Below are 24,618 nucleotides of genomic sequence, written 5' to 3'. Positions count from 1 at the left end.
CGGGGCATGGCCGAGAAATGCGACCGGATCTTCCTCACCGCCAAGCGAGCGAAATCTGAACAATGTCCGTTAAACTCTTCGAGTTGCTTCTGCAGGCATCGATCTACACGGTGACCATCAGTGTTGTGTCGATCCTCATCGGCTTTGCGATTGCGATCCTTCTTTCGGGAATGCTGCTGTCGGGGCGAGGGCTTTTCGTGCGACCTGCCCAGATTTTCATCAGCTTCTTTCGCGGCGTGCCGCTGTTGGTGCAACTGCTGCTGATCTACAATCTGCTGCCGGTCATCGGCATCAATGTGCCGAGCATCGTGGCCGCGATCATCGGTCTGTCGCTCTGCACGGCAGCCTACCAGGCCGAGAACCTGCGCGGCGGCTTTGCCAGCGTGCCTCTAGGCCTGGTGGAGTCGGCGGAAATGGTTGGCCTGACGCCGCGCCAGGTCTTCCGACGCGTCAAGGTTCCGATCGCCCTGCGCCTCACGTTTCCAGCTCTCGTCAACGAGGCGATCCTCATTCTCAAGGCGTCGTCATTGGTTTCAGTCGTTGGCATCGTCGAACTGACGCGCATGGCCCAGGACCTTGCCGGCAGCACCTTCCTGCCGCTGCAGCTCTTCGCATCCGCCGGTCTCATCTATCTGGTGATCAATTGGTTGATGGCGCTTGCCGGCGGCCTGATCGAAAATAGACTCCCGGGGGCGCCGCGGTGACCTTCGACATCAATGTCCTCGTCGGGCAATGGCCGGCCATCGTAAGCGGTGCCGGCGTAACGATCATGATATGGATCCTCGGCACCATCGCTGCAGCCGTCATCGGCTTCCTGATGGCAGTCGCCAGGCAATATGGCGGCGTGCTGATCAACAAGGCGCTGGGTGCCGTCGTAGGCGTACTGCGTGGCACGCCGTTTCTCATCCAGATATTCCTGGTCTATTACGGCGGCCCCTTTGTCGGCCTTGATCTCGATCCCTTGCCGGCCGGACTGATCGGCATTTCCATCTATGGCGCGGCCTATTTCAGCGAGATCTTCCGCTCCGGCTTCCAGGCTGTGCCGAAGGGCCATATCGAGGCTGGCGAATGTGTCGGCCTGACAAAGGGGCAGATCGTCAGGCGCATTCTATTGCCTGAAATGACGATGCTGGTGCTGCCGCCATCCGTGAATATGGTGGTCATCCTGATGAAGGAGACGGCGGTCTTGTCCATTATCACCGTGCCGGAGCTGACGGCCACGCTGAGTGCAATCGGGTCGCAGCAATATGCCTTCGTCGAAGCACTCTCCGCATTGGCGCTTTTCTATTGGGTGCTCGTCGAAGTCACCGGCTGGCTTGGCAACCTTGCTGAAACGAAACTTTCCAGATTCAGGTTTTTCAACGCATGAGCGTCCCCGCAATAGCAGTTAGGAATCTCATCAAGACTTTTGGAGAGACCACGGTCCTTCATGATATCGATCTCGCCATCGAACCCGGACGGGTTTCCTGCCTCATCGGCCCTTCCGGTTCCGGCAAGAGCACTCTTTTGCGCTGCATGGCTTTTCTTGAGGAGGCAACGCACGGGACGATCTCCATCAACGGCGAGGTGCTTGGCTTTACCGAGGATTCTCAAGGACGGCGCGAGCGCGTCTCGGCCGCCACCAACCGGGCGATCCGCGCCCAAATCGGCATGGTGTTCCAGCAGTTCAATCTCTGGCCGCACATGACGGCCCTCGGCAATGTCAGCGAAGCATTGAAGACGGTTCACAGGATGGGCCGCAAGGATGCGGAGGAGCGGGCAATGGCCCAGCTCGTCAAGGTTGGCCTCGAGGGCCGGGCCGGGCACTATCCCTCGCAGCTATCAGGTGGACAGCAGCAGCGCGTGGCGATCGCCCGTGCCCTGGCGCTGAAGCCCAAGATCATGCTGTTTGACGAGCCGACCTCGTCGCTTGATCCGGAGCTGACTGGCGAAGTCTTGAACGTCATGCGCGATCTGGCCGCTGAGGGCATGACCATGGTTGTTGTCTCGCATGAGATAGGTTTTGCTGCGACCGTCGGCCAGCAGATCATCTTTCTCGACCACGGCAAAGTGCTCTTCAGCGGATCCCCCCAGGAGGTCTTTAAGAAGCCGAGAAATCCCCGTCTTGAACAATTCCTCGATACCTATCTCGACCGCGGTGCCTCGATGTTGCTGTAATGTCCATGTCCTTCCAGGTCGCCAGGCAGACTAGGTTGAGCACCTGGAATCTCCCCAAACCTGATCCGCATTCACACCGGGTAATGCGCGGAGGCAGACGACTTATGGGTTCCGCCAGCTATTCAAGGGTCTGTTCCTCGTGATCTGTTTTTGACGATCGAAAATGTCCGAGGCGGCGGCAGATGGGAGAGGTCACTGGTTCCAATCCGTTCGAGACGATCATTCAGGACTCTTTCGGCTGATTGCAGCTGAACGCTACGCATCAGCGCTCTCCAAATAGGCTTCGTTTGACAACATTCGTCCTCTCGCATTCAGATGAACGAATCCATGTTCGGTGATCCAAGCAAGCCGCAGGTCCAGCAATTCCTGATCCGGCGGTATTTCTTCTTCCCTCCTATGTTCCCCCAATTCCAACGGTAGATCGCGGGCATTTCGGTCCCGGGAGCCGACGAGCATGGCCTCGATCTTCTTCCCACGCTGGTTGAAGTTTTTACGAGAACCATCCCGGAGCTGGAGCTGGATCAATCTAACGAGCCACTTTGGGCGTTCTGGCAAATAAAGACGATTAGCGTAGTCGCGAACCGCTTCAATTTCGTCTTGTGAAAAACCGCGGACGTCAGCCAAGTAAACTCCACCTCAGGAAGTTTTATGCGTCTCTGTCGGCGATCTGGTCGCAGGGGCGAAAGCGCATGGCCGTATGACCATGGCAGAGCACCGCAGAGGAAGGTCAGGACGCTATCGCCTCGGGCGCTGACTTCATGGGCACGACGCTTTCCGGATACACCGACTACACAATGGGTCGGCAGCCCCGACTTCGATCTCATGGCCAACCGTTAAATTTCCTTGGCCACCTCCCTGCGAATGAAAGGTAAAATTTACCAAGATTTGTAACGATCCGATGCTGTCCAAATCGCGGAGGGAATTTAGTGAAGACTGCCACGCTCGCATCCATAGCCTTGGCGATGTCGATCTCCGCCGCCGGCGCGCAGACAATCGGCGTCTCGATGTCCGATCTCGACAAATTCAGAACGGCGCTGCTGAACGGCGTCGTCAATCACGGGCAGACAATATCAGGACTCAAGCTCGTCACCGAAAATGCCAAGAGCGACAATGAGCTGCAGAAGAAGCAGGTCCAGAAGCTCATTGCCGACAAGGTCGACGCCATTATCCTTGCCGTCTCCGATGGCGACCTCGGGCCGCAAATGACCAAGATGGCGGCAGATGCAGGCATTCCGCTGGTCTACATCAACAACGTCCCCTCCAACCTGCTCGACCTGCCGGAAAATCAGGTCGTGGTCGCCTCGAACGAGAAGGAGTCAGGAACGCTCCAAACGAAGCAGGTCTGTGCGCTCCTCAAGGGCAAGGGCCGCGTCGTCGTGCTGATGGGCGAACCCTTCCACGCGGCCGCCCGCGCCCGCACGCAGGACATATCAGACGTCATCGCCACGCCGGAATGCAAGGGCCTCGAGATCGTCGAGCGGCAGGCGGCCTATTGGTCGCGCGATTATGCCGACCAGCAGATGCAAGAATGGCTGGCGGCCGGCGTCAAGTTCGACGCTGTCATCGCCAACAATGATGAGATGGCGCTCGGTGCGATCCGCGCCATGAAGAAGGCTGGTATGCCGATGAAGGACGTCGTCACCGCCGGGGTCGATGCGACCGACGACGCGCTTGCCGCGATGGAGGCCGGCGATCTCGACGTCACTATTCTTCAAAGCGCCGTCGGGCAGGGTGCGGTCGCAGTCGATGCTGCTGTGAAGCTCGCCAACAAGGAGAAGGTGCCGCGCGAAAACAACGTTCCCTTCGAACTCGTGACGCCCGAGAACATCACCAAATATTTGCCGAAGAGCCAGTGAGCATAAGAGGCCAATCATGTTGCATTTCTGGAATAAATTCGGCATTCGCGCGCAGATCACCTCGGGCTTCGTACCGCTGATTTTGTTGATGAGCCTTCTCACCGTCAGCGCGATCTCCGGCATGAACGGGCTTGCTGCCATCTTCACCTCTTATCGCGCCACGGCAGGCCAGAGCCTTGCCATCTCCGATTACAGCGACCGACTGCACGAGATCCAGATGTCGGCGGAAGCCTTCCGCTCCACGCCGACGCAGGCCGTCGTCGACAGCTTTCGCGCCGGCGTCAAAGCCTTCGAGGCAGGCGATGCGCGTTTTGCAGATAACAGGGACCTGCAGTCCGGTCTTGCGACGATCCGTCAGGACATTGCAGCCTATGGCAAGGCGTTCGAACAGATCGTCGCCCTTCAGGCCCGACGTGACATGCTGATTTCCAAGGTCACCGAATTCGGGCCCTGGACCAGCATCGCGCTCAACGACGTCATGCGCAGCGCCTGGCGCCAGAATCACGTAGCCCTGCTGCACATGACTGCGGAGACGCTGGAGGCCCTGAACCGCAGCCTCTATTTTTCCGAACGTTTTGTGCATTCGGACGATTTCGCCGCCTATGATACGGCGCAGGCGGCGCTCGCCGAAGCGGTGGCGCTCAACGATGCCGCCGCCAAGGCTGCGAAGAACGAGCTGCAGAAGAAGCGCCTGATGGGCGCTGGCCAGCTCATGCAGAATTACACTGCCCGTCTCGGCGATCTGAAGGAAGTACTGGAGGCATCCGGCAATATCCGTCAGATGCAGCTCAACGTGCTCGCGCCGAAGATATCGGGCGCGTTCAAGGATCTGCAGGCGACCGTGACCGGCGCGCAGAAGAACCTGGACGGTTCCGTCGAAGCAACGGTCGCCGCCGCGACCAGCACGATGCTGGTCATTAGTGGCCTGTTGATCGTCATCGGCCTCCTGCTCTCCTATCTGGTCGGCCGACTGATTGCCTCCGCCGTTCGCGGCATGGCACAGTCTATGGAGCGGCTTGCCCGCGGCGACGACACCATCGCGATCAAGGGCGTCGAGAATCGTCATGAGCTCGGCGCCATGGCGCGTTCGCTGAGGGTCTTCCAGGAGACCGGTCGCGCCAAGCTGATCGCCGAATCCAATGCCGAGCGCGCCCGCCTCGCAGCCGAAGAAGAGCGGCTGCGCCAGGAAGCCGAGCGCCTCAGCGACGCAAACGTGATGGAGCATGCCTTCCGCCAGATTTCTCTAGGCCTGGATGCACTCTCGAAGGGCGATCTCTCGGTCCGCGTCGGCGAAGTCGACCACCGCTACATCAGGATCCGCGATCACTTCAACAACTCGGTCGCAAGCCTGGAAGAAGCAATCGGTTCCGTTATTCGCGCGGTCACGACCATCCGGTCCGGCCTTGCGGAGATCTCCACTGCCTCCAACGATCTTGCCCGCCGCACCGAGCAGCAGGCCGCTTCGTTGGAAGAAACGGTCGCAGCGCTCGGTGATGTCACCCGCGGCCTCAACGGGACGGCGGAAGGCGCCAGCCGCGCCCAGGCTGTCGTGGCAACGGCCCGCACCAACGCAGAAAAGGGTGGTGAGATCGTCTCCCGCGCCATCGCCGCGATGACGGAAATCCAGAACTCGTCGTCGAAGATCGGCAACATCATCGGCGTCATCGACGAGATCGCCTTTCAGACCAACCTGCTGGCGCTGAACGCCGGTGTCGAAGCCGCACGCGCCGGCGAAGCCGGCAAGGGTTTTGCCGTCGTCGCCCAGGAAGTGCGCGAGCTCGCCCAGCGCTCGGCCAATGCGGCAAGAGAGATCAAGGAACTGATCTCCACCTCCTCGATGCAGGTCAAGACGGGTGTCGAACTGGTCGGCGAATCCGGCGTCTCGCTCGAACAGATCGTCGAGCAGGTGACCGCGATGAATGCGACGGTCGCCGAGATTGCGGTGGCCGCCCGCGAGCAGGCCACAAGCCTGCGCGAGGTCTCGGCCGCCGGCGACCAGATGGACAAGGTGACCCAGCAAAACGCCGCGATGGTCGAACAGACCACGGCTGCAGCTCAGAGTCTGACGCAGGAAACTGAGAACCTCGCGGAATTGCTGCACCGGTTCCGGACAAGCAGCGCTCGCATCTCAGAAAATCGGCATTATGCGATGGCATCGTGACGCGTTCGATCGTTCCCAATGGCGCAGCCCGGTCTGAGGCCGGGTCGCCTGTCGGCCTGACGGTCTCGAAACGAGGTCAATCAATGTAAGCCAGAAGAATCCTGGAGGAACGTGTGTAGTCGGCCAGCGGAAACCAACGGTCCCGAGATCGTTACGAGGCGACCGGGTACTGCCCACTGGATGTTTGATCGCGGCCTTGCCAGTCTGCCGTCGGCATGTTTTAGCCGCCGAGGAAGAGATGTCGCTCACCCATTTCGCCGGCCGACTCCTCGAGGCCTCGCAGCATTCAGACGCCGCGAGCGCCCTTTGATATGAACTCGAGCCGATTGGTGTGGTCATCTGATTTCCAAGTGATCGTCCCGGGCGGAATCCCCCCGACAGATGCCCGCAGCCCTGTAAATTGAAACCTGATGTCTCCAATGGCGAAAGCTTCCCGGACTATGCTGTTGTACCTGACCTTGGGCATAGCAATACTACTGACGGGCTTTAACGGCTCGCAAGCATTGGCAAACGAGCTTTTCCCGATCGAAATTGGTCGTGTCCCTTTTTCAGTTGATTTGCGCGGCGGCTTCTACCTTGCCGCTGAACGGCTTGGTGATCACGGCTCCTTCCGGAAGCCTTCCGGCCCACCAACAGCCGACGACCGCGCCAAGCTCAATTGGGGAACAGGTATCGGCGGCCCGTTATCGGTTAGTCGTGTAGGATTCAATGTCCAGGGCGATTGCTATTCCTTGGCCAAACAGGAGGCGTTCTGCGAGGACACGGAACCTTATCAACGCACGCCGATAGCAATATTAGGTTTTGATGTCAGCGGCCTCCCTCGAACGACAGTGCTGAATGATCTGCTTGCGAGTGTCCGCCCGATTTCAAGACCTGGCGACCGTTGGTCGGTGAGTGTATTGACAGGCACGTCCGAGGACGGGCTGGATTGTTTCCCAAAGTTGCCCTCGAATTGCGATTACTACGTTCTCGTCGAAGGGCGCATGCTGGCCCGAGTGGGGCTCATCGTCAGAAATAGATCTCCGGAAGTTGTCAATTCAATCGAGCGATCCATGCTCGATCTCATACGGTTTTACTTGAAATAGGAGGAAATCAATGACCTGCCAATTTACGAGCAGCGAGTTTCCCATCCCCTCCTTTTTGGATTCTCACGAAAGTTGATGAACCGCTTCTCGACGGCCTTCGGCGCAAGGATGGTTCAGCGTTGGTTTGGGACAAGATGCGCGGTGGACAGCTCGTCCACTGCGGTGACCTCGAGCAGGGCCATGTTGCGGTGGAGTTCCGTCTTCAGGATGTCCACAGCCAAGAGCACGCCATCGGTTCCGCCCACGGCGGCAGCGTATAAGAACGGCGTCCCGACGAAGACGAATTTCGCTCCGAGCGCAAGCGCCTTCAGCACGTCCGATCCGCGCCTGACGCCTCCGTCGATCATTACGGTGGCCCGCTCTCCGACGGCCTCGACGTCCGTATCGCGCCCCCCCCCCCGGCCACCTCACCGACAACGCAAGGCTCACGCTGCGGGGGCGTAACGGCTGCGACCGGTCTTTTTCGCCTCATAAAGAGCAAGATCGGCCCGGCGCATCAAAGCGTCTGTCGACTCCGCATCTTGGGGATACCTTGCCAAACCGATAGACACCCCGACTTCCAGCATCTGGCCTTCAACGACGACCGGATTGACCATTGCCTTCAACAGGCTTTCAGCTGCGCTGGCGAGATCACTTTGTCTCGATGAGTGCCTGAACAGAACGACGAACTCATCTCCACCCACGCGAGCAAGCAAATGCCGCTCGTCCAGAACCGAACGGAAGCGTTGCGCCACCGCCTGGAGAAGAGCATCTCCGATCGCATGCCCATGCGTGTCATTAACCTCCTTGAAGCGATCGAGATCCATCCACATTAGCCCGAACTCCTGACTGGACAGTGCCTCCTGTCGCAACTCAGCATTTAACAGTCTGCGGTTGGGAAGTCCGGTCAACTCGTCATGGTTCGCAAGGTGATCCAAGCGGTCACGAGCACGTTTGTGATCGCCAATATCGCGCACTTCGACGAGATGTCGCAACGTGTCTCCGGATAGGATCGGAGTTGTGTTGAGCGCAACGTCCATCCGCATCCCGTTGGCCGTCTTTAGTTGTCCTTCGGTCTCGTAGGGGCGCGGTTCGTGGCGATTGGCGCGTGCCGGCGGTTCGAAAAAGTCGGCGACGGCACGCCCTTCGATACTCGATCCTTCACAGCCCACTAACCGCTCGAATGCCTTGTTCGCAGAGACGATCTCATCATCCTGGCAAACCAGGATGCCGATCTGTGCGGCCTCAAGAATGCATCGCATCTGCTGGGCATCAGTGGTCGCATCGTGAGCACGTCGATCAAACATAACCGTCACCAGACTGAAGATCACGATCAATGCTGTGACGACGGCAACTGATATCCCGAGGAGAAATTCTGACAGGTTCCCATCTTGAACCAGAAGAGACGGATCTGTCTTAAGAATGGCGGCGCTCATCGCGGTGAAATGCAGTGTGCAGATAGCTGCACCGAATAGGGATCCCGCCGCAAGACGAAATCCGACCGAAGCACGTCGACGTTCGGCGAACGTCGCCGCGATAACAAGCAAGCAGCCCGCGCAGAGCGAGAGCGCAACGAGAGGCAGATGCCATTCGAAAGTGCCGGCAAAGAGCAGAGCCCTCATGCCGATGAAGTGCATCACACCGATTGCAGCGCTGAGAAGAAGGCTGCCCGCCAGAGCGTTGACAGGGTTGCGCGACAGTAACAAAGGCATTGCAGTTCCCGCAAGGGCAACTGCAAAAAAGGCCGACACTACCGTGAGACCAACATCGTAGCTCACAACCGCAGCAGGCTGAAAACCCAGCATGGCGATGAAGTGCGTCGACCAAATTCCGCCCCCCGCCGTGAAGGCAGCCACAAATATCCAAACGATCTTCGTGCGGCCATGTCGCGCTCTGGCGTGGTCGAGGATGGTGAACAGTGCAAAGCCCGAGAAGAGCGCGACAACAATCGCAACGACGACAAGCGTCGGATTGTGATCAGTGCTGATGCAATCGAGCACACGAATGAACATGTGTAGCTCCGCTATTGGCTAATCGGCTTGCTGAGCGGGAGCCAATCAAACGCGCGATAAATGCAAACTCATATTGGGCTATTATGGCAATGCCACGCAAACACTGTCGACCCGGCGATCGGCACGGCGCTTAATATTGCTTTAAATTTATAGTCGGGCTTTTATCCATCTGGATGTAAGAGGCTGATAGAATGGAAACGCTATTGCTCCAAACGGATAAGTTTATTCTGCGGAGAAAGCCGGTCGCCTTCTCGTCTTGAGTTCCGGCGCTGCGTGCCCCCCTTTTTCCGTTTCGCAACAATCCAATTCCAGTTTGTGTCCAGGGCGTTCGCATAGCGTCGTGTATTTCCATGGCCACTAGACCGGCACCGGAGAGTTCGCGCTGTCAGCGTTTCTGTCGCGCATTGCCGCACCACCGATGAGATCATCCCCATATCGAGGCCGTCTTGGGACTGTGTGTGGACTGAATGCAGCGCGGGTGAGGGTGATGTGTGGCTGGACTCTTACTCCACCCACGAGAGTAATAGTCAGAAATGGCTACATAGACAGGAAATTAAATTACGAATACAAATTATACAATTACTTGGTACAGGGCGCATAACATGAGTCCAATCTCAGTAGCATTGGTTGACGACCATCCGTTAATGCTGGCCGGATTGACTGAAATCCTTAGGAAGCAGCCGGCATTTGCTGTCGCGGCGACCGGGTCGAGCGCTGAGGAGGCATTGGAGATCGGCCTGCGCTTGGCGCCCGACGTCTTTATCGTCGATCTGATGATGCCCGGAAACATGTTCGACACGATCTCGAAACTTGTCGAAAAAAAACGAACGAAAATCCTGGTCTTCACAGCCATGACTGGCAGCGATCACGCTGTGCGAGCACTCAACGCAGGCGCCAGCGGCTATGTGCTCAAAGGCAGTAGTGCCAAGGAGCTCATCCAGGCCATCGCAACTGTCCACCGAGGCGATATGTTCATCACGCCCGCCTTTGCCTGCAAGGTCATAGAAGAGCTCAAGATAGCCTCGCTGCGAAAAGTGACAGGTACGGAAGTAAAGCTCAGCATCCGCGAGGGCCAGATCATCCGGATGTTGTTGCGGGGGTTCACGAACCGTCAGATCGCAGCCGACCTGCAGATCGGCGAGAAGACCGTGAAAAACTACATGACGATCCTGATGCAGAAGCTGAACGCGCGAAATCGGCTGGAAGTTCTACTCGCCGCTCAAAAGCTTGAGAGTGGAACAGACACGATTCAGCGCCACTAGATACTGTTACCTTCCATCGGCACGACGACCTCAAGCTCGGTTCCCGAGCGGGGACGCTGGCGAATGTGAACACGACCGCCGAAGGCTTCAACGCGATTGCGAATACCCTGCAGACCGAGCGGTCTGTGGTCCCCCCTCGAGTTGCTCTTTCCAAAGCCCGGGCCGCTGTCTGCAATAACGACAGTGATGGCCGACAGGTCTGCCCAGGCAGAGACCCGCTGGTCATGGCCGCCGCCATGCCGAAACGCGTTGCTAAGTCCCTCCTGGACAACCCGATAAAGACAGATTTTCAAAGGATGCGCGACACGCTCAGGCAGCCCGTCACACTCCGATGTAACTTTCGAACCGGTGGCATATTCGTGCTGGTCGATCGCCATGCGAAGGGCCGCCTTCAGCGGCAAATGTTCGATCTCCGGCAGAACCAACCCTGTCGAGAGTTCACGTAACTCTGTAAGCACCTGGCTTGCGATACGTGCGGGAGCAAGATCGGCCTCCTGCACTCCGGACGCGCTCTCGAAGGTTGTGCTTGATGGGACCGGTGCGTCTGTACTTTCCCCCAGCTTGAGGATCAACAGGCTGAGGAGTTGAACGGGACCATCGTGGAGATCCGCACCAATGCGATTGAGAAGCTGCTCGTTGGACTTCGATGCATCCATGCGCGCCCGATCAGCGGCCTTGCGCAGCTCAGTATTCTGCTTGGCTAGCGTCTGAGCCTCAGTTAGTTGCGATTTCAGGGTCATCCTTTGATTGGCAATGATATTGCTCGCCCGTCGAACGATGAGGAACAGCAAGGCCATAATGGCCAGTGTCGTTGCACCGACGATCGCCCATGTCTGACGCTGGACCCGGGCTCGCTGGACGACGAATTCGGCGGCATCCTCGTAGAGCTCTCCCACGGCAATGATGTCGCGCGTGCCTGAGCGATAGATCGGCGCATAGATTTCGATCAACGGTCGACCCCTGGTCGCTTCTCCCCCCTCGCCGTCGTTGTGGCCGTTTTCAAGCTGGGCGACGACCTGGCCCGAAAAAGCCAGGTCGATATCCGACGACGGGAAGATTTTTCCAATGAGAGACTTGTCGGTGCTGTAGACGACTGCCCCATCACTGCGCCAGATCCTGAAGCCTTCGACCCGACGCGCGAGATCGGTGCCGATCAACAGATCGTCGAGTTCTTTGCGGCGGGCTTCGGCCACCTGGGGGTCGCTTGACGATCCCTCGATGTGACGAGCAAGAAAACCCTCCATGTAAAGGGCACCGGATTCGGCGCGACTTCTCAGCTGATTTGCCGCAATCTGGCCGTTCAACCACTCACCTAGGATTGCCATCGAACTGCAGATGACGAGTCCTGCCACAATCAGAAATTGCTTCGTTAAATCAAGGCCGTGCCAAGTTGCTAAGATCTTGGAACTCAAGCCGCCGGAGATCTTCGTGAGCGGGACCAAAGTCACATTTTCTTCCGGGCCTAACGTCCCGGCCTCCTGAAGACCAAAGTCCGTAAATGTCGGCGGACCTTTGGAACTATCTCTTCGCCTTGCCACAAGACACTATCCGATCGTCGCAGACAATCCTGAAGATTTTCTATCGGCTTTCGCAACCTCATCTCCGAAACCCCAGTAGAAGATCTGCAGCAGAGCAGCCGGTGTCTGCCATCGCAGGCCGGAAAAGAAGCATTGCCGGAACGATACCGTTTCCTGAGCAATCCAAAGGGGGGAGTAAAATGGTCACCTATATTCGATCGGATCTCGATTTCATCTTGAAGCAGATCAAAATTGCGGAAGCCGATGCCGCTTTCCGGCAAGGCATATCGACTGGCGATCCGAACAATGTGGCAAAGCCGCTTTTCGGCGCTGGCGGCTCGATCCCGACCTATAATCTTGCTTGGGGGCTGCGCACCGTCGACGGCACGTACAACAACCCGCTGCATCCGGAATGGGGTGCGGCCGACAATGAGTTTCCAGAAAACCTCGGCACCCAGTTCAAGACGATCATGGTGCCGGGTGGACCGGGAGGTGCCCTGGTTCCCGTGACCTATCAGCCTGGTGTCGATAATGACGGACCCGGCACGGCGGCCCCAAGCGACGTCTTCGACCCGACAGTCCGCACGATCTCCAATCTGATCGTCGATCAGACGCTCGGCAATCCGTCGGCGATCCTTACGGCCCTGCAGCGCGCCGGCATTGTCCCAGCGGCGCAGCAGATGACGGTCACCGCCCAGATCACGGCGGCCTACGAGCCGCTGCGTCCATTGTTCAACGCCGTGGGCACGGCTGAGCGGCTGAACGCCGAGGCGCAGGCGGCCGCGTCCGCAAGCCCCAATAATCAGGCCTTGCAGGACGCCGCCGCCGCGACCGCGGCCAATCTGGCCGCCGCGCAAGCAGCGCTTGATGCGCAAGATGACGCTTTGGTCGCGCTGCTCGAAGCAAGCGGCGTCGAACTCGAAGGCGTCAATGTGGTGATCACCAATGCCGCGCCTGACGAGGGCCTGTCGGCGCCATTCAATTCCTGGTTCACCCTCTTCGGCCAATTCTTCGATCACGGTCTCGACCTCGTCGCCAAGGGCGGCAACGGCACGGTCTTCATTCCGCTGATGCCGGACGACCCGCTCTATGTCGAGGGAAGCGATACCAACTTTATGGTGCTCACACGCGCCACCCTTGCCGGTCCCGGCGCCGACGGTATTATGAATGACGACCCGGTAACGACCGTCAACGAAGCTGCTGATAATACCGATCGTCCGGTCAACACGACGACCTCATTTGTCGATCAGAACCAGACCTATACGTCCCATCCGTCTCATCAAGTCTTCCTCAGGGCCTATGTGTTTAACGCTGCCGGCGACCCGGTCTCGACCGGCAAGCTCATCGAGGGCGGCAATGGCGGCATGGCGACATGGGCGGATCTGAAGGCACAGGCCGCCTCTATGCTGGGCATCCAGCTTGTCGACGCCAATGTCGGCAACGTTCCGCTGCTCGCCACCGACCCCTATGGCGAATTCATCCGCGGACCGAATGGTTTCCCGCAGATGGTGACCGCTACAGGCCTTGTCGAAGGAAATCCTTTGGCCAATGGAGGATTAGGCGTTGCCGTTCCGGCGAATGCGATCCTGACCGGCCACGCCTTCCTCGCCGATATCGCTCATAATGCCGTGCCGGGTGGACTGGCCGACGGCGACATCGAGATCGGGCTTGAAAACCCGGGCAACGAGCCTGGAGTCTACGACAACGAATTGCTCGATGCGCATTACGTCGCCGGCGATGGCCGAGCCAACGAGAATATCGGCCTGACTGCCGTGCATCACGTGTTCCACTCGGAGCACAACCGGCTGGTGGAACACACCAAGGATGTGGTGTTCACGGATGCCGTTGCGATGCTGGACGACGGCGCTTCCCAGGCAGAGGCAGTGGCCTTCCTGAACGAATGGCTCATTGACGACGTTGCGGAGGTTCCCGCCTCGGCGGCTGGCCTCGTCTGGGACGGCGAGCGCCTCTTTCAGGCTGCCAAGTTCGGCACCGAGATGCAGTATCAGCACCTCGTATTCGAAGAATTCGCCCGCAAGATCCAGCCGAACATCAACGTGTTCCTGGTTCCCGATGGCTACGACGTCACCATCGACCCCTCCATCGTCGCCGAATTCGCGCATGTGGTCTATCGTTTCGGCCACTCGATGCTGACGGAATCGATCGATCGCTTCGACCCGAACTTCAACCCAGATCATATCGGCCTGATCGAAGGCTTCCTGAATCCCCTGCAGTTCGAGAACAATGGCGGCACAGCGACCGTCGATGCAAATATTTCGGCAGGCGCCATCGTTCGCGGCATGACGCGGCAGGCGGGCAACGAGATCGACGAGTTCGTTACAAGCGCGCTGCGCAACAATCTGCTCGGCCTGCCACTGGATTTGGCGACCATCAACCTCGCCCGCGGCCGCGATACCGGCGTACCAACATTGAATGAAGCCCGCACGCAATTCTACAATGCGACCAATCAGGACGTGCTCCTCAAGCCCTATGAAAGCTGGGTTGATTTCGCCGGGCATCTCAAGCACGAGGCCTCGATCATCAACTTCGTCGCGGCCTACGGTACGCATTCGCTGATTGCAGGCCAGACGACAATCGAGGGCAAGCGCGACGCAGCGCTCACCATCATCTCCGGCGTGTCAGTCGGCGGACTAGAGGTCCCAGCGGACCGGCTCGACTTCCTCAACGCAAGCGGAACCTATGCAGGCGGCACGCTCGGCGGCCTCAACGATGTCGATCTATGGATCGGCGGACTGGCCGAAGCGATCATGCCCTTTGGCGGCATGCTCGGTTCGACCTTCAATTTCGTCTTCGAGACGCAGATGGAGAAGCTACAGAACGGCGACCGCTTCTATTATCTGCAGCGCCTCGACGGCCTGCATCTCTTCGGCGAGATGGAGAATAATTCCTTCGCCGCAATGATCATGCGCAATACCGACGCGACCCATCTGCCGTCGGACGTCTTCTCGACCCCCGGCCTCATCCTGGAGGTCAACCAAGCCAGGCAGTTCAACGATCTTGACGGCGATGGCGTGCTTGAGAGCACCGATCCGGTTGGCGATGGTATTCTCACGCAACTCGTCATCCGCAACAACCCGGCTACCGTCGGTCCGGACACCAACTACCTTCGCTACACAGGTGGCGACCATGTGGTCATGGGCGGTACCGAAGCTAATGACACCATCATCGCGGGCATCGGCGACGACACGCTGTTCGGTGATGGCGGCAACGACCGGCTCGAAGGTGGCTTCGGCAACGACATCATTAATGGCGGCGACGGCGACGACATCATCGTCGACAGCGGCGGCGACGACAATATCAAGGCCGGCAAGGGCAATGACGTCGTCCATGCCGGGCCTGGTCTCGACCTGGTGATGGGCAATGACGGCCAGGACTTCATCTTCCTCGGCACGGACATGGGCTCGGAAGTCTTCGCCGGCACCGGTAACGACTTTATCTACGGCAATAAGAATGCCGAACGCATCCTCGGCAACGAGGGCAATGACTGGATCGAAACCGGCACATTCGACGGCGCACCCGGGGATAACTTCGACGAAATCTTCTCGCATGACGAGATCGATGGCCACGACGTGTTCCTGGGCGATGGCGGCTTTGACGAGTTCATCGGCGAGGGCGGCGACGATATCTTCGTCGGCAGCGCTGGTCGCGGCAAGATGGTGGGCATGTCCGGCTTTGACTGGGCAACCTACAAGGACAACCCGAACTTCGTGAACGCCGATCTGTCGATCCCGATCGTCTTCGACGAGGCACCGACGCTGCCCCAGAATGCAGCGCTCGACGAATACGAGTCGGTCGAAGGTCTGTCGGGTACGAAATTCGGCGATGTCCTGACCGGCACGAACACACTCGCAGCAGAGCGGCTCCCCGCAGCTCAGGGCGGCACCGAGGGCTATCAGGGCAGTGCGCTGACGGCCGAGGGCATCGCTCTCATCCAGGGCCTCCAGGAAATCCTTGGCGCGGGTGTCACGGAATTCAGCGCCGGCGACATCATTCTGGGTGGCGACGGCGGCGACATCATGAAAGGCCTTGCCGGTGACGACATCATCGACGGCGACAAATGGCTCGACGTCCAGATCGGTGTCTTTGCACCAGGCGACACGCAACATACCGGTCAGCCGATCGCGCTGCACAACAGCATGACGACGCTGGCCGCCGCGATGTTCAACGGCTCGATAAACCCTGGCCAGCTGGCGATCGTGCGGACCATCCGGACCGATACGACGGCTGGTGATGTCGATACGGCAGTGTTCCAGGGTGCGAGGGGCGATTATACGTTCGGCGCGACTGCCGATGGGCAGGTCACCGTCACCGACGTTACCGAGCTCAACCTCGATGGCTCCGACCGGCTGCGGAATGTTGAGCGCCTGCAATTTACCGATGGCACCGTCGGCATAATCGTCGGTACCGAAGGCAACGACGTTCTCAATGGCACAACCGGCGACGACCTGATGCTAGGCCTCGGCGGCAACGACGTCCTCAACGGCGGCGACGGCAACGACATCCTCGTCGGTGGGCCGAGCACGGCGGGCGCCTCAGGCACTTATGCCGATAATTTCGACAACACCGTACTGAATGGATCGAGTGGGACGGCGGCATGGGCCACGCCTTGGGTTGAAACAGGAGACAACGGCAATACGAATAGTGCAGCCGCAGGCCAGATCCGCATTGACGACGGTACCAACGAGTTGCGCCTGCGCGATGATGACAACGATCCGGGCAACGGCACGGCGACGATCACGCGATCCTTCAATCTGTCGGGCGCATCGAGCGCCACCATCAGCTACACCTACAATGAGAGCGGCTTCGACGCGGGAGAAACGGTCACGGTTCTGTTCGCCGCCGATGGCGTCAACTTCAATCAGACGATCCAGACCATAACCGGCGCATCCAACACAGGATCGATAAACAACTTGCCATTGAACGGACCGTTCGGTGCCAATTCGGCAATCAGGTTCGTAGTGGGCGGCACGAATAACAGCGGCGACTTTGTCGGGATCAATAACCTGTCGATCGCCTTCTCCAGCGCCACCGAGACACTGAACGGCGGCGCCGGTAACGACACCTATGTCATCAATCTCGGCGACGGGATCGACGTCATCAACGAGACAGCCGGCACCGACCGCATCACGGTCGGAGGCACCGTGCCGCCGGCGCTACCGGCCGCTCTTGCCGGGCTCAACATGTTTGAAGTGACCGCCGGCGGCGGTAACGACGACCTGGTCATCCAGTTCAACGGCCAGCAGGCAACCGTCACCGATCACTTCGACACCGCCGGCGAAGCGGTGGAGTTCATCAACTTCAACGGCAGTACCTTCGAAGGCCATGTTCTGACCGGCGACTATGCGCTTAGCACGGATGACAACGGCGAGCGGACGGCGGCTGTCGGCATCAACACGGCACTCGCAGGCACGACGGCTAACGATACCCTGACCGGCAATACCGGCTTCGACCTGCTGTTCGGCCATGAGGGCAATGATACGCTCAATGGCGGGCTTGGTGAGGATCTGCTCGTCGGCGGCGCCGGTAACGACACGCTTGACGGCGGCGACGATATCGACACGCTGGTCGGCGGCGCCGGCAACGACACCTATATCGACGATACCGGCGAGGACCTGATCGTCGAGGCCGCGGCTGGCGGTACCGACACGGTCGAGACGACAGCAGCACTCTATACACTGGCCACTTTCACCAATGTCGAGAACCTGACCTACACGGGTGTCGACGCCGACCAGTTTGCCGGCACCGGCAACGACGGCAATAACGTCATCACCGGTGGCGATCTTGCCGATACGCTGACGGGGCTTGGCGGCAATGACACGCTGAACGGCGGCCTTGGTGCCGACGCCATGCTGGGCGGTGTCGGGGACGACATCTATTCTGTTGACGATGCCGGCGACGTGGTGACGGAACTGGCGGCAGGCGGCACGGACCGGGTCGACTCCAGTGTAGACTACACGCTCGGGGCTGAGGTGGAGAACCTCAATCTCATCGGCGCGGCGGTCACCGGACGCGGCAACACGCTCGCCAACACGATCAACGGTAATGGCGCCGCCAACCAGCTCTTCGGCGGCGGCAACAACGATACGCTCAATGGTGCTGCCGGAGCTGACCTGCTCGACGGCGGCGATGGCAACGACACGCTGAATGGCGGTGACGACAATGACACCATCAACGGCGGTGCCGGCAACGACACGATCGATGTAGGCGGCGGCGTCAACACTATCATCTACAATTCGACCGGCTTCGGAGCCGATGTCATCAACAGCTTCGATGCCACCGGCGGCACGCCGGCGAACCAGGATCGCATCGACCTCAGCGGGCTGGGGATAACGGCGGCGAACTTCGCCAATCGGGTGTTCGAATCCGCCAGCGGCGGCAACACGATCATTACCATCCGCGAGAACGGGCCGGCCTCGACCATCCAGGGCACGATCCAGATCAACGGGGTCAACAATGCCGGCATCGACATCTCCGACTTCACGCTCGCAACTGCCGGAAACGTGATCAACGGCGCGGCAGCCGGCCAGACGCATAATGGCACAGCTGGTGCGGACACGATCAATGCGCTTGGCGGTAACGACACCGTCAATGCGGGAGCCGGCAACGACATCGTCAACGGCGGCACAGGCAACGACACCCTCAACGGCGATGCCGGCGACGATACGTTCAACTGGAACGCCAACAACGCGACAGCGACTTCGCTGGCCAATTCTGACGGGCGTGACATCGTCAATGGCGGCACGGAAGGGCAGGCCGGGGACACTTTTGTGATCACAGGCAACAGCGCGGTTGCAGAAACTTACCGCATCTATACCCGCGCTGCATGGGACGCACTGGCCGGCAACAATGGCGCAAGCCTGAATGCGGCGACAGAGATCGTCATCACGCGGGGCGCCAATACCGATTTTGCCACCTCTGTTATCGCCGAGCTGCGCGAGATCGAAGAGATCCGCATCAACGGTATCGATCCGTCCGGACCCGGCTCTGCCGGCGGCGATACGTTCCAGGTGATCGGCGACTTCTCGGCAACAAGCCTGCGACTGAACACGATCACAATTGATGGTGGCGCCGGTGACGACACGATCGACATCTCGGCACTCACCTCTGCGCACCGCATCGTGTTCCGCTCGAACGGTGGCAATGACACGATCGTCGGCACCTTGCGACCGCAGGACGTCATCGACCTGCCCGCGGGCACGACTGCCGATGATTACGAAATCACGACGGATGAAAACGGCGTGACCACGATGACAAGCAGCCAGCACAGCATTAGCTTCACAAGCGAAGGTGGCCTGCCGCAATTCAACGGCGAGGTCGATGCAGAAGAAGAGGTGCCGACGCCCGAAACGCCGACACCACCCGTTCCCGGAGCAGCAACGGGAACCACCGTCGTCGGCACCGTCGCCGCCGATGTGCTTGTCGGCACGGCAAGTGGGGAAATGATCGTCGCATTCGCCGGCAATGATGTGGCGACCGGCGGCGGCGGCGGCGACATCATGCGCGGCGACGACGGTGACGATCTCCTCAGTGGAGAGGCCGGCAACGACATGATCTTCGGCGGCGCTGGAAACGACGACCTTCTGGGCGGTGATGGAAACGACATGATCTACGGTGATGCGGGATCCGACCGTATCTTCGGCGACGATGGCGATGACATGATCCAGGCCGGTGCCGGCAACGACACGGCCCATGGCGGCGGCGGCGACGATATGTTCATTGCCGAGGCAAGCGACGGCGACGACATCTACTATGGTGATGCTGGCAGCGACACGCTGGACATGGCAGCGATAACCGCCAACCTGACGGTCGATCTCGGAAGCGGCTTTAAGGGCAGAGGAAGTGCATCGAGCAGCCAATCCGGTAACGACACGCTCTGGAGCGTCGAGAATGTCGTTACGGGCTCAGGTAACGACACGATCACCGCCAATGCTTCCGCCAACATCATCGATGGTGGAGCCGGAAACGACAGGTTCGTATTCCTGTCCGAAAGGGATGCGGACGGCGATACGATCATCGGCTTCCAACCGGGAGACAAGATCGACCTCAGCAGCACGGACGCCAACAATGGTGTCTCCGGAAATCAGGCGTTCACGCTCGTCGCCGCATCCACGCTCAGCGGTGCTGCGCAACTGATCGTCACCCACGAGACGCGTGACGATGGCGACTACACCGTCGTCCAGGCGAGCGTCGACGGCGACAGCAGTGCCGAGCTCCGCCTCAGCGTAAAGGGGAACCACAACCTCACCACTTCGGACTTCAATCTGTAATGCGTCAAATGCCGCGCGCCGGTCCGACCGGCGCGCCGCATAGCCCAATACAAGCAGGAAGTGGTGAACGATATGCGCCCCAAAACTCCGTTGACCGGCAGCAAGCGCAAACAGATCGAGAAACTAACCCATGGACTAAGGGGAATATTGATATTCCTGGTCATTACGTCAGGGGTTATCAACGTTCTCGCGCTGACGGGTTCCTTCTACATGTTGCAGATCTATGACCGTGCGCTGACCAGCGGCAGCGTCCCGACGCTCCTTGGACTTTCGGCACTGGCAATCGGCCTCTATCTGTTCCAGGGATTCTTCGACATCATCCGGTCACAAATTCTCGTGCGCATGGGTGCCCGGCTCGACAGCCGGATCGCTCCCATGGCGCATCAGGTCGCGATCGACATGCCGCGCTTCGGCTTTTCGACAGCGGAGTCGCTCGAGCGCGGACGCGATGTCGATACGGTTCGCACCTTCCTCGGCGGTCAAGGCCCGGTTGCCCTGTTCGACCTGCCATGGGTGCCGCTCTATCTGATCTTTGTCTACATGCTCCATCCCTATCTCGGAGCGCTCACATTCGCCGGCGCCTTCATCCTCTCGATGCTGACGATCGTGACGGAACTCATGACCCGTCGTTTGGCGAGCGCCACGCATAAATCGGGAATAGAGCGCAACGCGATTGCCGATTCCAATGCTCGCAACGCCGATATCTTGAAGGCGATGGGCTTTGCGGGGCGCGCGGTTGATCGTTTCAACCGCGCCAATCAGGACCATCTCGAGCTGCAGACGCGCACCAACGACATAAGCGGCACCTTCGGGGCGATTTCCCGTGTGCTGCGCATGATCCTGCAGTCTTCCGTGCTTGGCCTCGGCGCATGGTTGACGATCCAAGGAGAGCTGTCGGCGGGCGCAATCATCGCCGCTTCGGTTGCCTCCGCACGCGCGCTTGCGCCCGTGGATCTCGCAATTGGCAACTGGAAGGGTTTTGTCGCCGCCCGCACGGCCTTCAACCGGCTGAAGGAGACGGTCATCGCGCTTTCGGGCACTGTTCCGCCGATGGCGCTGCCAGCACCCGCCCATTCGCTGAAGGTCGAGAAGATAACAGTTGCTGCGCCTGGCTCGGGAAGGGTTCTTCTCAGTGAAGTCAGCTTCGAGATCGCCGCAGGGCAGGCGCTCGGCATTATCGGTCCAAGCGGTGGCGGCAAGACGACGCTCGCGCGCGCCTTGACCGGCGTCTGGCCGACCCTTCGCGGCAGCGTCAGACTCGACGATGCTGAGCTCACGCAATGGTCGGATACGGATCTCGGCCAGCACGTCGGATACCTGCCGCAGGATGTAGCGCTCCTGGACGCGACGATCGAGGAAAACATCTCGCGCCTCGAGCCACAGGTCGATCCGCGCGCGATCGTCGAAGCCGCTCAAACGACGGGTATTCATGAAATGGTCGTGCGTATGCCCGATGGCTACCGCACAGCCCTCGGGCCCCAGGGCATCTCGCTTTCTGCCGGGCAGCGCCAACGCATCGGTCTTGCAAGGGCGCTCTACCGTAATCCCTTCATCGTCATCATGGATGAGCCCAATTCGAACCTGGATGGTGAAGGCGAGGTAGCACTTACCCAGACGATCAAGGCAGTCCGCGCCCGCGGTGGCATCGCGATCGTCATCGCTCACCGGCCGAGCGCGCTCGCTGCCGTTGATATGGTTGCCGTTATCCAGAATGGAAAGATGATAGCGTTCGGACCCAAGGACGACATCCTCAAGCCATCGGTGGCGGACACTGGCAGCAAACCTGCGGCCGCAACACAGGTCGGCTCGCGTATTACAGCGAGGATGTCAGAATGATCGAGGTAAAGGCAACCAAAACCGCCAAGGAAGATCACGACCCGCACGATCGCTATGTTCTCAAGAATGAGGACAAAAACACGAAAGTGCCGATGTTGCTGACGCTCTTTCTCACGGGATTCGCGCTTTATCTGAAGAGCGCGCTGTCAGGGCAGCACGAAGGCCTGCCGGTCGAAGAGACGGCCCCGCGGCCATCCTCGGATGCCGACGAGGCCCTGCCGGCGACTGATCCCGTCACCACGGGCTCTTTAGCCAGAACAACGATCGAAGAAGAGGAGGCTGCACCGGCTCCAAAGAAGGCGGGAGTGCATCTGTCCAACCATAAGAACGCCGTGAGCTACCTCCAATCGGACTCTCCGCCGATAGAATTCGGCAGGCTGAACCTGCCAAGCCTTACTCTCCTGAAAACGTCAGGCGGGATCTCAGTTTCCTTCCACGCATCCAACGACAATGCCTGGACGGTCACCAAACCAGCATCAATCGTTCCCTTGCGCATGTCCAAGGACCAGGCCTGGACAGGTGCTGACAGAGCAACCTCAGCCACACCGCAAGCGAAAGAGGATAAGCCGGTTCAGCAGGAGAAGGCACACAACCGCGCGCCACGTGTTAGCAACCCGGTCACACTAGCCGATGTTTCCGGTTGCACGATTGCCTTGATCGGCTTGGCCGATTTTTTGCGTGGCACATCGGACCCCGATGGAGACGCGCTCTCGGTCAAGGACATCAAAGTCTCATCCGGCAAGCTGGTGCAGGCAGACGGTGGATGGTCTTATGAGGCCGAAGGGCTCGGCCCCGTGACCATCCACTACCAGATTACCGACGGCACGGCCTCGGTGCAGCAGACCGCCCATTTCTCCGTCGTCAAGGCTGCACCAATAACCGGCACTGATGGAGACGACCTGCTCGTCGGTACCAGCTGCGTTGATGATATCGACGGACTGGCCGGCGATGACAATATCGACGCCAGAGACGGAAGCGATACCGTGGATGCCGGCGATGGAAACGACAATATCGTTGGCGGCAGCGGAGACGATACGATCTTTGCGGGCAGAGGCAATGACATCGTTCTCGCTGGTCTCGGCGACGACACCATCTTTGGAGGCGCCGGCAATGACCGGCTGTATGGCGAAGAGGGCCGCGACAGTATCTTCGGAGACGCCGGCGACGATCTGCTGAGCGGCGGTGCCGACGGCGACATCCTGCACGGAGGCGACGGCGATGACGCTTTGAAAGGCGATGACGGCAACGACGTTCTTGAGGGGGGAGGCGGCAACGACAACCTTGCCGGCGGCACCGGCAACGATGTGCTGCGCGGCGGCAGTGGCCAGGACACGGTCAACGGGGAGGGTGGCAACGACACGGTTGCCGGTGATGGTGACCGGGTCAACGATACTTACGACGGCGGAACCGGGATCGACAGTCTCGATTATTCTGCGCTTGTGGAGGTGGCGGAGATCAATCTGGCAGATGGCAGCGCTTCCGGAGCTGAGATCGGCACCGACTCGATTTCGAACTTCGAAATCGTGCATGCTGGCGCAAACGACGACGCCGTCACCGGCAGTGCCGGGGCTGAAGAGATACATGGCAACGGTGGCGATGACCATCTGAGCGGCGGAGGCGCTTCGGATGTCGTCCACGGCGGTGATGGTAACGATGTCATCAAAGGCGACCTCGATTGCGTGGCAGACAACTATGATGGCGGAAACGGAATGGACACGCTCGACTATTCGGCCGCGCTCATGTCTGTCGTCGTTGACCTCGCTGCTGCGAACGCGTCCGGTCAGGAGATCGGCACCGACGGGATAAGCAACTTCGAGATCATCAGGACCGGCGAAGGTGACGACCTTCTACGGGACGGGGACGATGCCGATTGTATTCTCGCCGGCAAAGGCGATGACACGATTACCGCGGCTGCCGACGCCTCGGATGACGACTTCCGGGGTGAGGACGGTTTCGACACAATCGATTATTCGCAGGCCGCCCACGGGGTGCTTATCGACCTGACGACCGGCAAGGCCACCGGTTTCGATGTCGGCCATGATGGCATCGACGGATTCGAGAAAATTATCGGCGGTTCGGGCGATGACGTCGTCCGGGCCGGACCGGTGGCTGTTGTCGTCGAAGGCGGCGCGGGCAACGACACTTTCGAGTTCAGCGTTCCTGCGAGCGAGAGTGCCGAGGTCGTCCATCAGATTCTGGACTTCATGGTCGGGGACCGTATCGACGTGTCCAGGTACAAGATCTTCGAGGAGGTCATGGACGGTCTGGAGGATCGCTTCGAGGATATTTACGGCGAGAAGGCCGACTCCCAGCCCCTGCCGATACGCGTACGTCATGAGGGAACGGATGACATGAGCCGTACCTTCATCGAAGTCGATATGGACAAGGATCAACACTACGAAATGACGATCAATCTGACGGGGCACCATCTCCTCGTGATCGTCGAGAATACCTGAAGGGGAGAC

At 59.5% G+C, this 24,618-nt stretch carries 13 protein-coding genes and 1 pseudogene; 10 read left to right on the top strand and 4 right to left on the bottom strand.

From position 1 onward, the window contains the following. Positions 1-62 precede the first annotated feature (62 nt). Genes AB8B33_RS32205 through AB8B33_RS32195 form a run of 3 tightly spaced genes read left to right on the top strand, consistent with a single transcriptional unit; the run spans position 63 to position 2,157 of the window. Entirely contained in the window at positions 63-704 is a 642-nt protein-coding gene (locus AB8B33_RS32205; protein WP_113321025.1) for an amino acid ABC transporter permease, read from the top strand. Beyond that, a complete protein-coding gene (locus tag AB8B33_RS32200) occupies positions 701-1,369 on the top strand; it encodes an amino acid ABC transporter permease (RefSeq protein WP_439018473.1) in 669 nt (222 codons plus the stop codon). The genes AB8B33_RS32205 and AB8B33_RS32200 overlap by 4 nt, the downstream gene beginning before the upstream one ends. Continuing rightward, complete coding sequence (locus AB8B33_RS32195; RefSeq protein ID WP_439018472.1) at positions 1,366-2,157, top strand: amino acid ABC transporter ATP-binding protein; 792 nt, start codon at positions 1,366-1,368, stop codon at positions 2,155-2,157. Before AB8B33_RS32200 ends, AB8B33_RS32195 begins: the two co-directional genes overlap by 4 nt. A 255-nt stretch (positions 2,158-2,412) precedes the next feature. On the opposite strand, the gene AB8B33_RS32190 is transcribed toward AB8B33_RS32195, so the two are convergent. Beyond that, complete coding sequence (locus AB8B33_RS32190; protein ID WP_439018471.1) at positions 2,413-2,781, bottom strand: hypothetical protein; 369 nt, start codon at positions 2,779-2,781, stop codon at positions 2,413-2,415. A gap of 302 nt (positions 2,782-3,083) precedes the next feature. On the opposite strand from AB8B33_RS32190, the gene AB8B33_RS32185 reads away from it, so the two are divergent. From AB8B33_RS32185 to AB8B33_RS32175, 3 genes are all read left to right on the top strand, one after another. Continuing rightward, positions 3,084-4,013, top strand: coding sequence for a substrate-binding domain-containing protein (locus AB8B33_RS32185; RefSeq protein WP_439018470.1), 930 nt, complete (start codon positions 3,084-3,086; stop codon positions 4,011-4,013). 16 nt (positions 4,014-4,029) lie between these two features. Beyond that, a complete protein-coding gene (locus tag AB8B33_RS32180) occupies positions 4,030-6,174 on the top strand; it encodes a methyl-accepting chemotaxis protein (protein ID WP_439018469.1) in 2,145 nt (714 codons plus the stop codon). Between the two features lie 419 nt (positions 6,175-6,593). Then, positions 6,594-7,259 (top strand): hypothetical protein, encoded by a 666-nt coding sequence (locus AB8B33_RS32175; protein WP_439018468.1) that lies wholly within the window; start codon positions 6,594-6,596, stop codon positions 7,257-7,259. A gap of 113 nt (positions 7,260-7,372) precedes the next feature. Here AB8B33_RS32175 and AB8B33_RS32170 read toward each other — a convergent pair. Together AB8B33_RS32170 and AB8B33_RS32165 are read right to left on the bottom strand one after the other, a co-directional pair. After that, positions 7,373-7,627: pseudogene (locus AB8B33_RS32170) on the bottom strand (alpha-hydroxy-acid oxidizing protein); the annotation flags it as partial. Between the two features lie 57 nt (positions 7,628-7,684). Further along, positions 7,685-9,250, bottom strand: coding sequence for a diguanylate cyclase domain-containing protein (locus AB8B33_RS32165; protein WP_439018467.1), 1,566 nt, complete (start codon positions 9,248-9,250; stop codon positions 7,685-7,687). Between the two features lie 602 nt (positions 9,251-9,852). Between AB8B33_RS32165 and AB8B33_RS32160 the strand changes: the two genes are divergently transcribed. Continuing rightward, positions 9,853-10,512: a response regulator transcription factor gene (locus AB8B33_RS32160; RefSeq protein ID WP_113321004.1), complete on the top strand. Its 660-nt coding sequence runs from the start codon at positions 9,853-9,855 to the stop codon at positions 10,510-10,512. On the opposite strand, the gene AB8B33_RS32155 is transcribed toward AB8B33_RS32160, so the two are convergent. After that, on the bottom strand, positions 10,509-11,960 hold the full coding sequence (locus tag AB8B33_RS32155; protein ID WP_439018466.1) for a sensor histidine kinase: 1,452 nt from the start codon (positions 11,958-11,960) through the stop codon (positions 10,509-10,511). The genes AB8B33_RS32160 and AB8B33_RS32155 overlap by 4 nt on opposite strands. A gap of 269 nt (positions 11,961-12,229) precedes the next feature. Between AB8B33_RS32155 and AB8B33_RS32150 the strand changes: the two genes are divergently transcribed. The 3 genes from AB8B33_RS32150 to AB8B33_RS32140 all read left to right on the top strand — a co-directional run bounded on the left by AB8B33_RS32150 (position 12,230) and on the right by AB8B33_RS32140 (position 24,609). Further along, positions 12,230-20,317: a peroxidase family protein gene (locus tag AB8B33_RS32150; RefSeq protein ID WP_439018465.1), complete on the top strand. Its 8,088-nt coding sequence runs from the start codon at positions 12,230-12,232 to the stop codon at positions 20,315-20,317. Positions 20,318-20,389: 72 nt separating this feature from the next. Further along, a complete protein-coding gene (locus AB8B33_RS32145) occupies positions 20,390-22,153 on the top strand; it encodes a type I secretion system permease/ATPase (RefSeq protein WP_113321001.1) in 1,764 nt (587 codons plus the stop codon). Next, entirely contained in the window at positions 22,150-24,609 is a 2,460-nt protein-coding gene (locus tag AB8B33_RS32140; RefSeq protein WP_439018464.1) for a calcium-binding protein, read from the top strand. Before AB8B33_RS32145 ends, AB8B33_RS32140 begins: the two co-directional genes overlap by 4 nt. Positions 24,610-24,618 lie beyond the last annotated feature (9 nt).

The sequence above is a fragment of the Rhizobium sp. 768_B6_N1_8 genome (assembly GCF_051811225.1).
In the GTDB taxonomy this organism is placed as follows: Bacteria; Pseudomonadota; Alphaproteobacteria; order Rhizobiales; family Rhizobiaceae; genus Rhizobium.
Note: the sequence above shows the minus strand (reverse complement) of the source record. Positions and strands in the feature narration are given on the sequence as shown.